Genomic DNA, 14,258 nt, shown 5'->3' on the forward strand with positions numbered 1-14,258 from the left:
ATTAGTAGAAAGGGATATGATGAAAGTCCAAGTCATCATACTAGGTTTGAAATAAAATAAAATTGGATGGTTACAGTAAGGCTGGCCAAACCTCTTAATAGTTTTTAATTAATTATTGAGGAGGAAATGAAGAATGAAATATATTGAAATGTCAAAAGTTGTGTTAGAGAATGTTGGGGGATTAGAAAATATAAAGTTTGTTGAAAGATGTGCCACACGTTTGCGAATTCACTTCTTTAAAAAATCAAAAGTAGATCTAGAAGCTATAAAAAAAGCAGAAGGTGTTATGGGGGTAGTTGAAAAAGGGGGACAAATTCAATTAATTATAGGTCCAACAGTTCAAGAAGCTTATACTGATTTTTTAGAAGTATCAGGATTTAAATTATCAGGTAATGAATCTCCTGTTTCAGATGATAATGAGGAAGAAGAGAAGAACTTCTCTTATTATGTAAATGCATTTGGTAGTTTTGCAGCAGGTGTATTTATGCCGATTATTCCAGCTTTGGTTACAGGGGGATTAATTTTATCAATTAAAAATTTATTAGTTAATTACATGGGATTTGGTGTAGACTCTGGAACTGCACAGATTATGTTAGCAATTTTCAGTGCGGGTTTCTCTATGTTACCAGTTTGGATAGGATATACATTATCAAGTAAATTGAAGATGGAACCTATTATGGGAGCATTTTTAGGAGCAGTTCTTGTAAGTGGGTCAATAAGTGGAGTTGAAGGACTAGATTTTTTTGGTATTTCAGTTCCGGCAGTTGCTTATGAAAGTAGTGTAATGCCAATTGTATTTGGTGTTGTTTTTATGTATTTTGTGAATAAATTACTTGTTAAAATCATTCCTGATATGGTAGTTTTCTTTTTAAAACCACTGTTAACAATGGCAATTGTTGTGCCAGTAACATTAATTGTTTTGGGACCAATTGGAACTGAATTGAGTGGTGCGGTTGGAAACTTTATGGAAGCTTTTATGGGAGTTGCTGGATGGCTAGCAGTCCCTGTAATTGCAGCTTTATACCCATATATGGTTATGCTTGGATTGGATAAGGCAATTACAGTTATTATGATTGAATCGATTGCTACAACAGGAGCAGATAATTGGGTGTTAGTAACTGGACTTGTATCAAATTTATGTATTGGTGCAGCAGCATTGGCAGTCGCATTGCATGTAAGAGATAGAAAACAAAAAGGGCTGGTTGCATCTTTTGGTGTAACTGCACTTTGTGGAGTTACTGAACCTGCATTTTATGGTTCTTTGATTATGCGTCCAAAATGCCTTGTTGGAGTTGCAACAGGAGCAATTGCTGGTGGGTTAGTAGCTGGTATCTTTGGACTTCAAAACTACGTTGTAGGAGGTTGCCCAGGATTATTGACCGCTTTATTCTTCTTGCCAGAAGATGGAAGTATGGGAAACTTTATTTTATTTTGGATAGTATGTGCAATTTCGATTGTTGTATCGTTTGTTGCAACAACATTTATTTTAAAAAGAATGAATAAAGTAAGTGAAACGGAAATTGATATGGTAGGAGAAACTGAAACAGTTACTGCAAAATAATTCGCAAAGACTCCTACTATAATAGGAGTCTTTGTTTCTATAAAAAGCAGACAGAGAGGACTAAATATGAAAGTTTTAGTTGGAGAATTTGTCACCGAGTCTAATTCAAATGTTCCAAATATGTGTGAACTTAAGGATTATGATATAAGCTTTGGTGATGAATGTATAAGAAAAATGAAAATTAGGGATGTATTTGATAAAAATAATATCAAATTGATACCTTCTATATATGCAAATGCAGGCGCATCAGGAGTTATAGAAAAAGCTAGTTTTCAATATATTGAAAACTACTTATTAAAAAAGATAAAAAACCATATCCATGAAATTGATGGAATTTTTCTAATGCTTCATGGTGCAAGCGAGGTGCAAGGAATAGGTTCAGGAGATCATCATATTTTGAAAGAAATTCGGAGATTGGTAGGTGAATATATGCCAGTTGCTGTTGTATGTGATCCACATGGAAATCTTGAAAAAGAATATGTAGAAGCAATACAAATTCTTAGAAGTTATCGTGAATCTCCACACATTGATGCAGATAAAACAATGCATATTGTAGCCCAAATGCTTTGTGACCTTTTAAAAAACCGTAGATCAATGCATGCAATTTATAGAAAATTGCCATTAATATTGGGTGGTGAGCAAAGTGTGTCAGAGGATGAGCCTGTACATTCAATCAATACATATTTAAATACATTGGAAAAAGATGAAAAAATCATGAGCGCATCATGGCATGTAGGCTATTTACGACATGATTGCGAAGTTGCAGGTTGTGGAATCGTGATTGTTCCAAGTGACGATAAACATCAAAAATATGCAAATCAAAAAGCAGATGAATTAGCAGCTTATGTCTGGAGCAAAAGATATGATTTTCATTATACAGGATTGACGATGTCGTTAGAAGAATCATTAAAATATGCGTATGCATTTAAGGAGAAACCATTTTTTATTACTGATTCAGGTGACAATGTGACTTCGGGAGCAACAGGATGGAATACCTACTTATTGGAGAATGTCTTAAAGACCAATACAGTGAATAAAAAGATTCTTTTCGCTTCTATTTGTGATCCTGATACCTATAATCAATTATCAAAAGTTGAAGATTCAATAATTGATATTGAACTTGGTGTTGGTTATGACGAGTTAAGTAAACCAATTCGAGGGAAGGTGAAGATTGTAGGAAATGGAGAACTTTTTGGTTTCATGATGCATGATCCTGATTCTATTTTCGGACAGTGTGTAACGGCTAATTTCGTGGGTACGAACATTGATGTAATTATTGCAAATACAAATTGGGCGTTGTGTGAACTACAGCAATTTAAGAAGATTGGAATTGATGTAAAAGATTACGATATTGTAGTTGTGAAACAAGGGTATATATTTCCAGAATTGAAAGCAATTGGTGCGGGGAATGTGATGGCATTGACGGATGGTGCAACTCCACAAGATACAGCATCATTAAAATTCAAACGTATTATGAGACCAATGTTTCCGATTGACAAGATATAAGGAGGTATAGAACAATGAAAATATTAGTTGCAAAGTTTGTTTTAGAAGCTAATGCCAATGTACCAATGATGAGCGATTTAGAAAACACAGCTCTTTCTTTTGGTGAAGAGGCCCTTACTCATATGCAATTAGGAGATGTTTTTCGTGATGAAGATATAGAATTGATTCCTGTGATTTGCGCAGATGCAGGATGTAGTGGAGTGATGAAAAAGAAGGCTTTCAATTATATTGAACAGAGTATTTTAGATGCAATCAAAGAAAATCGTAATGAAATTGATGCTATTTATCTTCATTTACATGGAGCAAGTGAAATTGAAGATTTAGAAGCTGGATCAGGGGAACATCATTTATTGAAGGAAGTACGAAAAATAGTAGGTCCTTATATGCCGATTGGAATTTCTTGTGATCCTCACGGAAATCTTTGTAAGGAATATGTAGAGAGCGCAAACATTATCCGTTCTTTTCGTGAAGCCCCACATACAGATATTCCAGAAACTGTACAATTTGTTTGTCGTGAATTAGTGAAATTAGTTCGTGAACGAAGAAGGATTACTCCTGTTTATCGAAAATTACCTTTAATTTTAGGCGGAGAACAAACCGTTTCTTTAGATGAACCAGTGAAATCAATTAATTGTTTTATGGATGCTTTAGAAGAGGATGAAAGAATTTTAAGTGCATCATGGCATGTTGGGTATATCCGTCATGATACGCCAGTCGCAGGTTGTGGGATTGTGGTTATACCATGCGATGATAAATATCGTGATTATGCAAATGAAAAGGCAGATGAGCTAGCATCCTTTGTTTTTGATCGTCGTCATGAATTTCATTACACGGGAATTACTAAACAACCTGAAGAAGCATTGAATATGGCTTTAAACTTTGAAGGGAGACCAGTTGTGATATCCGATTCAGGTGATAATGTAACATCAGGTTCTATGGGAGTGAATACATTTATTCTTGAACAAGTGATAAGTGTAGAGAAGCTTCAAAAAAAAGTTTTATTTGCATCTATCCATGATGTGAACACATATCAACAACTAATGAGTTATTCAATTGGTTCTATAGTAACTATTAAGGTAGGAATGGGAATAGATGAATTGTCAAAACCGGTGGAATTAAAAGTAACGGTTAAATATAAAGGTCGACAAGAAGGAACGCGGATGTATGGTGAAGATGGTGATTATGGAGGATTGGTTAGAGTGTCGGTGGTTAATAAACCAATTGATATTGTCATATGCGAAAATAATCATTCCTTTGTTGAGATTCATCAAATTGAAGCATGTGGTTGTAGTTTAGATGATTATGATATTTTGATAGTGAAACAGGGATATATTCATCCTGAACTTTTAGAAGCTGGAAAGCTTTGTATTATGTCTTTGACTAAAGGTGCAACACTTCAGGATACATCGGCATTAGATTTTAAATTAATCATGCGCCCAATGTTTCCGATCGATAATATATAGGAGATGAAAATGATTGAACTTAAAAGAGTAAAACGGCCAGAGGTTGAGTATAATATTCAACCAGTAGAATTGAGTGATGATACGATAAAAGAACGTAAAAATAAAATATTAAAGGGAATGAAATGTGATGATATTGATGTAATCATCATTTATGCAGATTTAGAACATGGTTCCAATTTTGAATATCTATGTGGATTTTTGCCAAGATTTGAAGAAGCATTACTTGTATTGCATAGTAATGGAGAAGCCTATATGGTATTAGGCAATGAGAATTTGAATAAAGCCTCAAAGGCACGCATTAAAGTAAATGCTATTCATATGCCACATTTTTCATTACCTAATCAACCGATGGATAATACTAGAAAAGTATCTCAGATATTAGCAGAATGTAAAATAAATCAAGCTAAAAAAATAGGAATTGTAGGTTGGAAGAATTTCACAAATACGATAGAAGATTACAGTCAATTGTTTGATATTCCATACTTTGTGATGGATGGATTAAAGGAAGTATGTCCTAATGCAAAATTTGTGAATGGAACATATTTATTTATTGGTGAAGAAGGAGCTCGTAATACGAATAATGCAAATGAAATTGCACATTATGAATTTGGAGCTACTTTGGCTGGAAATTGTATGTTGGAAGCATTGGCAGAGTTTGAAATTGGAAAAAGTGAAATGGAGATAGCATCAAGACTTTCATCTTATGGACAAAGGCATAGTGTTGTTACCATTATGGCTGCAGGAGAAAGGTTTATAAATGCAAATATGTATCCAAGTTCTAATGAGGTAAAACTGGGTGATAAAATATCTATTACAACTGGTTACAAAGGAGGACTTCAAAGCCGTGGTGGATATGCTGTTAGTGATGAAGAACAACTTCCAATTAATGAAAGAGATTATGTAAATAGAGTTGCTAAGCCATATTTTAAAGCAGTTGTCACATGGTTAGAAATGATAAAAATTGGAATAGATGGTACAACATTATATAGTGCAATCAATACGGTTTTACCAAAGGATCAATATGGATGGAGTTTAAATCCAGGTCATCTATGTGCTGATGAAGAATGGCTATCTTCACCTGTATATCCAAATTCAAAAGAAGAAATCAAAAGTGGAATGTTATTTCAGATTGATATCATTCCGTCAATAAAAGGTTATGGAGGAGCAAGTTGTGAGAGTGGTGTTGTTCTTGCAGATGCTAATTTACGTGCTGAAATAAAAAGTAAATATCCACAAATGTGGCAACGATTTGTGAACAGAAGAAAATTTATAATGGAAGAATTGGGAATTGAATTAAATGAAGAAGTATTACCAACAAGTATAGCAACAGCATACTTTACTCCTTATCTTTTAAACAAAGATAAAGTATTAGCAGTAATAAAATAAATGAAAGAGAGGCAAATAATGCGTAAAGATAAATTTTTATGGGGTAGTGCAACTGCGGCATATCAATGTGAGGGTGCATGGAATGAAGATGGAAAAGGATTAGGGGAGTGGGATGTTTTCTCTCATGAAAGTCCACTCAATATTAATGGAGCAACAGGAGATATTGCCTGTGATTTTTATCATCGTTATAAAGAAGATATTGATATGTTAGTAGAAGGTGGACAAAATACATATCGCTTTTCTATTGCTTGGACTAGGATTATTCCTGAAGGAGTTGGACAAGTAAATCAAAAGGGAATAGATTTTTATAACCGTGTAATAGATTATTGTTTAGAGAAAGGTGTAGAACCTAATATAACATTATTTCACTATGACCTTCCAGAGCCGATTGCAAAGGCGGATGGTTTTGGGAATCGAAAAACAGTAGATGCCTTTGTAGAGTATGCAAAAGTATGTTTTACAGCATTTGGTGATCGTGTTAATTTATGGGCAACGATTAATGAACCTAGATATTATGCATATTGTACAAATATGGTAGGGAATTATCCACCTAATCATAAAGTTGATTTTGATCGTTTTTATCGTGTTTTGTATCATGAAATATTAGCAAGCGCAAAAGCAGTAAAGGTATTTCATGATATGAAATTGAAAGGACGTATTGCCATTGTTCATGATAATAGCAATGCAGAAATTGCTCCTGGAACTAAAGAACCACAAAAGATTAAAATGATGGCTGATCTATTTTACACTGATTTAGTATTGGAAACTTCAATCACAGGAAAAATTCCTGGCGCACTGATACCAATGTTAAGAGAAAATAATATTGATACATCGTTTATAAAGTTTGAAGATGCTATTGATTTCGCAAATGGAAAAATTGATTATTTAGGATTAAATGTATATAATCGTGTTTACTTAACAGATTACAGCGAGGGTGAAACAGAAGTATTCCATAACAATAAAGGGAAAGGTTCTAAATCAAAGGAAGGGATTCGTATTAAAGACTGGTTTGAAACAACAGATGATATCCATACAAAACGTAATTTATGGGGAAGAGAAATATATCCTAAATGTATTTATAATGCACTTGTAGAAATTAAAGAGCTTTATGGAGATATACCTGTTTACATTACGGAAAACGGACACGGAATGTACGAAACACCTGATGAGAATGGGTATGTTCAAGATGATGAGAGAATTGAAATGATGCAAGGTTACATTGAGTATATGCTAAAAGCTCGTGAAGATGGATGTAATGTCTGTGGTTATTATGCTTGGTCCACAATGGATTTGTATAGCTGGGTTAATGGATATGAAAAACGATATGGATTTGTGAGGATTGATTTTGATGATCCAAAATTACCAAGAATTCCTAAGAAGAGTTATTACTGGTTTAAAAATTTAATTCAGGATTTTTATGATCATCACAATGAATAAAAGTATTTGAAAAGCAGAAATCATTTTCTGCTTTTTGTATGTTATGTTTGAAATGCTATTTTAAGATGAAAAAATAAATCCGTCTATGGTAAAATAAGGATAATGTAATTTACTTATGGAGGTTTTATGAAACGATGTAATTGGGCAAACGATGAAGCGATGCATGAATATCATGATAAAGAGTGGGGAAAACCTGTATATGATGATCATGTGTTATTTGAATTTTTAGTTTTAGAGGGAATGCAAGCAGGGTTATCTTGGGATACGATTTTAAAAAGAAGAGAAACCATGAGAATAGCATTTGATAACTTTGATCCAAAGAAAATAAAAGCTTATGGTGAAGCAAAAGTTGAACAATTGATGCAAGATAAAGGTGTTATCAGACATCGATTAAAATTGGAATCTTTGAAGATTAATGCTGAGCATTTTATTGAGATTCAAGAAGAGTATGGAAGCTTTCATAAATTTTTATGGTCGTTTGTAGATAATAAGCCAATTGTAAATAGCATTGTATCGATGGAAGATACACCAGTGGTGTCTAAAGAGGCAGAAGCATTAAGTAAAGCATTACGAAAAAGAGGGTTTAAGTTTGTTGGTCCTACAATCTGTTATGCTTATATGCAGGCGATGGGATTGGTAAACGATCATGAAAATGATTGCGATTGGAAATAACCTAATTAAAGGAATTGATACTGTAAGATACAGAATCAATTCTTTTTTATATTAGTTATTATCATTGTTTTCTTTTGATATGGGGAAGTTGTGCATGCTATAAAAACCCTGTATGATGAAGATAAGAAAATGAGGTGTGTTTATGGAAATACGTTTAAGTGGTGTAAGAGAGAAAAATTTAAAAAATATTTCTTTAACAATTCCCAAAAATAAATTGGTGCTCTTTACTGGTGTATCAGGATCGGGGAAGACATCGTTGGTAATTGATACATTATATCAAGAAAGTCAAAGACAGTATTTGGAAGCAATTGGATATCAAGGAATTCAAAAACCAGATATTGACTATATTCGTAATACATCACCTGCAGTTGTAATCACGCAAACATCAGCAAACCGTAATCCGCGATCTTCAGTAGGAACGCAAACTAATATTTATACTGATTTACGAATGATATATGAGAAATTAGGAAAACGGAAGTGTCCGAATTGTGGGAATGATATCTATGCATCAAAATGTAAAGAGGAAGTGGAATTTCATGATGGAGATTTTACAGTTTATATGTACTGTAATATTTGTCAGCATAAAATGCATAAATTAACACGTTCTTATTTTTCTTATAATACCAAAGAAGGAGCATGTCCTACCTGTCAGGGGCTAGGAGAAGTTTTAGAGATTGATTGGGAATCTGTTATAGATGAATCATTAACGCTTGAGGAAGGTGCGATAAAGCTTTGGAAGCATAAATATAAAGACTATCAAATAACTTCTTTTTATAATGCTTTATCACATTTTGAAATACCTTATGAAAAGCATATGAAAGTAAAAAACTTTAGTATCTTACAAAAACAGATATTGCAATATGGAATTCATGATAAAGATATGCCAGAACGTTATAAAGAAATGGCATTCCCTAAAACCGTAGAAGGTGGGAAGTATGAAGGAATCGCTTCTTATTTGTGGAAGAAAGTAAAAGAAGAAGCTTCACGTAATACGTATAAAAGCATGTATTTTAAAAATATGCCTTGTCCAGCGTGTCATGGAGAGCGTTTGCAGCCGTTGAGTCGTGAAGTAAGTGTTTTGGATACACGACTTCCTGAACTTGTTGAATTATCGATGGAACGCTTGTATGAGTGGCTAAAGAACTTAGAAACAATGATTAGTGAAGAAGCCTATGAACTTAGTAAGAATTATATAGAGGATGCAAAGGCAAAGCTTCAAAGAATTATGAAAGTTGGACTTGGGTATTTAACTATTGATCAACAAATGATTACCTTATCTGGTGGGGAAGCACAAAGGATTAAAATCGCAGCAACCTTAGATTCAGATATCACAGGGATTTTATATATTTTAGATGAACCAACCGTAGGCTTACATGCAAAAGATACAGATGGAATGATTGCGATACTAAAACAACTTCGTGATTTAGGTAATACCGTTATCGTTGTAGAGCATGATATCGATGTAATGAAAGCAGCTGATATAATTATTGACTTAGGACCTGGTGCTGGAGAACATGGTGGTAAGATTATTGGCAAAGGAACTTATCAAGAATTACAAGAACAACCGTCATCAATTACAGGACAGTATCTAAAAAATCCAGCAGTGGTAAAGACGATTACACGCTCGCCCAACCAAGGTTGGCTACACATAAAGCATGCACATCTACATAATCTTAAATATATTAATGTTGATATTCCTAAACATTGCTTAAGTAGTATTACGGGGGTATCAGGTTCAGGGAAATCTTCTTTAATCTTTGGTGTTTTACATGAACAAATGCATCAAGATATGGAAGATTATGATGAAATCATAACCATTTATCATTCCCCAATCACAAGAATGAAACGTTCAAACGTTGCAACTTATGCAGCAATCTTTACTGATTTGCGTATGCTATTTGCATCTACAAAAGAAGCTAAGGAACAAGGGTATACAAGTTCTAGTTTTTCTTTTAATACCAAAGGGGGAAGATGTGAACATTGTGAAGGTTTAGGATATGTAGAAAGCAATATGTTGTTTTTTGAAAATATCAATGTTGTTTGTCCAGTATGTAAAGGAAAACAATACACGGATGAAGTATTAAATATAAAATGGAATGGTAAATCGATTCGTGATGTGTTACATATGGAAGTAAGTGATGCACTTCATTTTCTTAAAGTTCATAAGAAAATAAGTGAAAGATTGCAATTGTTGGAAGATGTAGGACTTGGATATTTGAAACTTGGACAATCGCTTAATACCCTTTCAGGAGGGGAAGGACAACGCTTAAAACTAGCAAGCGAGTTAATGCAAAACAAAGGAAAACAAAATCTTTATTTAATTGATGAGCCAACAACTGGACTTCACCCATTGGATGTGGAAAAATTTATTTTATTATTGAATCGAATTGTTGATTATGGAAATACAGTAATTGTAGTAGAGCATAACCAACAAATTATAAAAGCATCCGATTGGATAATTGATCTTGGACCTTATGGTGGAGAACGAGGTGGAGAGCTTATCGCTACTGGAACGCCAGAGGATATTAAGAAAAATAAGAAATCAATCACAGGACGATATTTATAGATTAAAGAATAGCAGAGTAGCTATTCTTTTTTATGAAGAAGATAAGGATATCCTTTGTTAGTAAGTTGTTTGTTTAAGAAATCTCATGTAGAATATAGAAGAGGTTTTTATGAAAAAGAAGATAGCTATTATGTTAGGAATCGTATTGATTATTATCCTTATTATCTTATATTTAGTATTGGATTATTTACGAATAATTCCTCGAAAGTATTATGATGCAAAAGATTTTGATATTGTAGAAGTAATAAGTAAAAAAGATGCTGATAAAGATGGTATTGATGATTATCATGATATTATGTTGGGAGCAAGAAAAGATGCAGAAAGCAAACCAAACTATCATTCTGCATATTATGAAGGTGGATATCCACCTGAAGACGAAGGTGTTTGTACTGACGTTGTCTGGAGAGCTTTTCACCATGCTGGTTATGATTTAAAAGCAATGGTGGATAAAGATATCGCTGAAAATGTAAACCTTTATCCTCGTGTAGCAGGCCAGCCTGATCCAAACATTGATTTTCGCAGAGTTCCTAATCTATTGGTTTTCTTTGAGCGTAATGCGACATCATTAACTCGTGATCTTAGTAAGATAGAAGAATGGCAACCAGGTGATATTGTTATTTTTTCAGATTCTCATATTGGAATTCTTTCCGATAAAAGAAATGAAGATGGATTACCTTGGCTTATTCATAATGCAAGCCAACCAAATCGTGAAGAAGATACATTAGTAAGATGGAGTAAAAATGAAATTAGTGGACATTATAGGTGGGATGGTGAAAAGTAATGGATGAAATAAATTATAGAATCGCTAAAATAGAGGATGCCAAAGATATTACATATCTAACAAATACAAGTTTGGGATATGAAATTTCTGTTGAACAAACGAAACAACAATTACTTAAAATTTTAAATAAATCCCAATATATTGTATTGGTTGCAGAAATGGATGGACGAATTGTTGGCTATCTTCAAGGTGGTGATTATGATTGCATATACATGCCATCATTAAAAGATCTTGTTGCTTTGGCAATTGATAATCGATATCAACGCCGAGGAATAGGGAAAAAACTAATTGAAGAATTTGAAACATGGGCTAGTAAAGATGGAGCGATAGGAATTCAACTTGTATCTAATGTGAAGCGAAAAGAAGCCCATAAATTTTATCAGGCTTGTGGATATCATGAACGCAAAGAACAAAAGAATTTTATAAAATATTTTGATAATGGTGAAATGCTATGATTTTATACTATATTACCCTTGCTTGTTTTATTGTCTTCTTAATTTCATATATTCATGATCGTAGGAAAATAATAAATGGCTTTCTATTTAATATTTTTTTATTTAGTGGGTTTTTATCAATTATTTATGTAACTGGGACAACACGAAATAATGCACTGTTCATGTTTGCATCGATTGTTTCAATTCTGCTCTTTTTTCTTATGGCATTCGGTGTTTTTATAGTTATTATCGTGTCTTTTGTAAATGGTATTATTTTGATGCGAAGAGAAGGCAGAAGCTTATCCAATATGTTGACGTTGTTTCTTAGTATTGGACTCATCTTGTTATTGGTGTTATCGTATTATAATTTAAACCATGCAACACCACCATATATTTTGAGTTATATTCTTGTATGTCTATATGTTGTTATCTTTTATCTTGCTTTTATATTCTTCAATTTTATTATGTCATCTATGATTTATAAGATTTATCGTCCACGCTTAAATATTGATTATATTATTGTTTTGGGAAGTGGGTTATTAGAAGGATATCGAGTATCCCCATTGTTAGCTCGTCGAATTGATCGAGGCTTGGATATTTATCATCGTCAGATGAAAAAGAAAAGAAAAAAGAAAACACCAAAAATTATCATGTCAGGAGGCCAGGGAGCAGATGAATTACTTCCTGAAGCAAAAGCGATGTATACATATGCTTTACAAAAAGGAATTCCTGAAAGTGATTTAATCATAGAAGATAACTCTAAAAACACGATGGAAAACATGTTGTTTTCAAAAGATATTATTCTTTCACAGATGGATGGTAAAAAGTATAAAGCAATCTTTTCAACTAGTAATTATCATGTATTACGGTCTGGAATCGATGCTCGAAAAGCAGGGTTAAAAGCACAAGGGGTAGGTTCAAAGACACCATTCTATTTTTGGTATAATGCGATTATTCGAGAATATATAGCAATTTTAGTGATGTATAAAAAATGGCACCTTTTCACAATCGTTATTTTAATTTTACTAACTTGTTTATGTGTGTATATGTTGTATAATCCAATACAGTTTTATGAGATTATTGAAACGATTCAAAAACTATTGTAAAGACGATTTATTTCGTCTTTTTCTTTATTTGTAATATAATAGAAAGTAATAAAGAGTAATACAGGAGGCATGTATGTTTGTAGAAGAGCGTCATCAGTATATTGTAGAGATGGTAAATCTAAATGGAAATGTTAGAGTGAAGGAATTAAGTGAAAAATTCAATGTAACAGAAGACTGTATTCGTAAGGATTTAGCCGTGCTTGAGAAAAAAGGGTTTTTAAAAAGAGCATATGGTGGAGCGGTTACCGTGAGAGAAAATGTACATAAGCGAAAAAGTAGTGAACGTCGCAAATCATTGCATATTGAAGAACGTAGGGAAATCGCCAAAAAGGCTGTAAAGCTTTTACGTAAACATGATTTTGTTTACTTGGATGTATCAACAACGAGTATTGAAATTGCACAGCAACTCGCTCATGCCGATATTTCTTTGAGCGTTTTAACCAATATGATTGAAGTACTGAATGTATTAAAAGATGCAAAGCATATACAATTGATTTTTTTAGGTGGAACAATCAATGAGGAAAGAGATGCTTTTTGGGGAAGTATGAGTAAAAATATTCTTTCTTCATTCCGTGTAGATATCGCCTTTTTAGGTGTTGTAGGAGTTAATCCGTATGATGGGAAGGTATCTACATATGTGGTTGAAGATGGATATATGAAACAAGAAGTTTTGGCTGTTAGTAAGAACACGTATTTGCTTTGTGAGAGCAACAAATTCAAGACCGATGGAAATTATGTATATGCATCATTAAATGATGTAAAGGGAATGATAGTAGGAATGGCTTTAGATAAGCAAATCAAAGATAATGTAAAAGAATACAATTTAGAAATTGTATAGGAGGAAATATGGATAAGATAGCAAGTTTTACAGTAGATCACTTACGATTAAAGAAAGGGCTTTATGTATCAAGAAAGGATTATTTAGCTTCTGATACACTAACAACTTTTGATATTCGAATGTGTGAACCAAACAAAGAACCAGTATTGAATACAGCGGAGTTACATGCGATTGAGCATTTAGGAGCAACCTTTTTAAGGAACCACAAAGAATATAACGAAAAAACAGTTTATTTTGGTCCTATGGGATGTCGAACAGGCTTTTATGTAATCTTTAAGGGAGATTTAAAAGCAGAAGATATTGTAGATGTTATGAAAGAAATGTTTGCTTTTATAAAAGATTATGAAGGTGAGATACCAGGAGCAGATCCAAAATCTTGTGGTAATTATTTGGATTTAAATCTGCCAATGGCAAAGTATGTCGCAAATAAATTTTATACAGAAACACTATTAAACTTACATGAAGAAAATTTAAGATATCCTGAAGAATGAAGTTTATATTAACTCAA

12 protein-coding genes are annotated in these 14,258 nt (G+C 33.1%); all 12 read left to right on the plus strand.

Features of this window, described 5'->3' with window-relative positions; all coding sequences use genetic code 11:
* Window positions 1-133 precede the first annotated feature (133 nt).
* The 12 genes from M2475_RS02795 to M2475_RS02850 all read left to right on the plus strand — a co-directional run bounded on the left by M2475_RS02795 (window position 134) and on the right by M2475_RS02850 (window position 14,241).
* Window positions 134-1,561 (plus strand): PTS transporter subunit EIIC, encoded by a 1,428-nt coding sequence (locus tag M2475_RS02795; protein ID WP_277489452.1) that lies wholly within the window; start codon window positions 134-136, stop codon window positions 1,559-1,561.
* A 66-nt stretch (window positions 1,562-1,627) separates the two neighbouring features.
* Complete coding sequence (locus tag M2475_RS02800) at window positions 1,628-3,067, plus strand: M81 family metallopeptidase (RefSeq protein ID WP_277489453.1); 1,440 nt, start codon at window positions 1,628-1,630, stop codon at window positions 3,065-3,067.
* 14 nt (window positions 3,068-3,081) lie between these two features.
* Window positions 3,082-4,530 carry a M81 family metallopeptidase gene (locus M2475_RS02805; protein ID WP_277489454.1) on the plus strand — a complete coding sequence of 483 codons (1,449 nt, stop codon included), beginning with the start codon at window positions 3,082-3,084 and terminating at the stop codon, window positions 4,528-4,530.
* 9 nt (window positions 4,531-4,539) lie between these two features.
* Window positions 4,540-5,916 carry a M24 family metallopeptidase gene (locus M2475_RS02810; RefSeq protein WP_277489456.1) on the plus strand — a complete coding sequence of 459 codons (1,377 nt, stop codon included), beginning with the start codon at window positions 4,540-4,542 and terminating at the stop codon, window positions 5,914-5,916.
* 18 nt (window positions 5,917-5,934) lie between these two features.
* Window positions 5,935-7,353: a glycoside hydrolase family 1 protein gene (locus M2475_RS02815; RefSeq protein ID WP_277489457.1), complete on the plus strand. Its 1,419-nt coding sequence runs from the start codon at window positions 5,935-5,937 to the stop codon at window positions 7,351-7,353.
* Between the two features lie 126 nt (window positions 7,354-7,479).
* Window positions 7,480-8,025, plus strand: a complete 546-nt coding sequence (locus M2475_RS02820) for a DNA-3-methyladenine glycosylase I (RefSeq protein WP_277489458.1) — start codon at window positions 7,480-7,482, stop codon at window positions 8,023-8,025.
* A 142-nt stretch (window positions 8,026-8,167) separates the two neighbouring features.
* Window positions 8,168-10,591, plus strand: a complete 2,424-nt coding sequence (locus tag M2475_RS02825; protein WP_277489459.1) for an excinuclease ABC subunit UvrA — start codon at window positions 8,168-8,170, stop codon at window positions 10,589-10,591.
* A 109-nt stretch (window positions 10,592-10,700) separates the two neighbouring features.
* Entirely contained in the window at window positions 10,701-11,372 is a 672-nt protein-coding gene (locus M2475_RS02830; protein WP_277489460.1) for a DUF1287 domain-containing protein, read from the plus strand.
* Complete coding sequence (locus tag M2475_RS02835; protein WP_277489461.1) at window positions 11,372-11,827, plus strand: GNAT family N-acetyltransferase; 456 nt, start codon at window positions 11,372-11,374, stop codon at window positions 11,825-11,827. Before M2475_RS02830 ends, M2475_RS02835 begins: the two co-directional genes overlap by 1 nt.
* Window positions 11,824-12,912 (plus strand): YdcF family protein, encoded by a 1,089-nt coding sequence (locus M2475_RS02840; protein WP_277489462.1) that lies wholly within the window; start codon window positions 11,824-11,826, stop codon window positions 12,910-12,912. Before M2475_RS02835 ends, M2475_RS02840 begins: the two co-directional genes overlap by 4 nt.
* Window positions 12,913-12,985: 73 nt before the next feature.
* The gene (locus M2475_RS02845) at window positions 12,986-13,750 is read left to right on the plus strand and encodes a DeoR/GlpR family DNA-binding transcription regulator (RefSeq protein ID WP_277489463.1); all 765 of its coding nucleotides are present in this window, start codon (window positions 12,986-12,988) and stop codon (window positions 13,748-13,750) included.
* An 8-nt stretch (window positions 13,751-13,758) separates the two neighbouring features.
* Window positions 13,759-14,241 carry an S-ribosylhomocysteine lyase gene (locus tag M2475_RS02850; protein ID WP_277489466.1) on the plus strand — a complete coding sequence of 161 codons (483 nt, stop codon included), beginning with the start codon at window positions 13,759-13,761 and terminating at the stop codon, window positions 14,239-14,241.
* The last annotated feature ends 17 nt before the right edge of the window (window positions 14,242-14,258 follow it).

Origin of the sequence: Breznakia sp. PF5-3 (genome assembly GCF_029504745.1) — a bacterium.
Taxonomy (GTDB): domain Bacteria; phylum Bacillota_I; class Bacilli_A; order Erysipelotrichales; family Erysipelotrichaceae; genus Breznakia.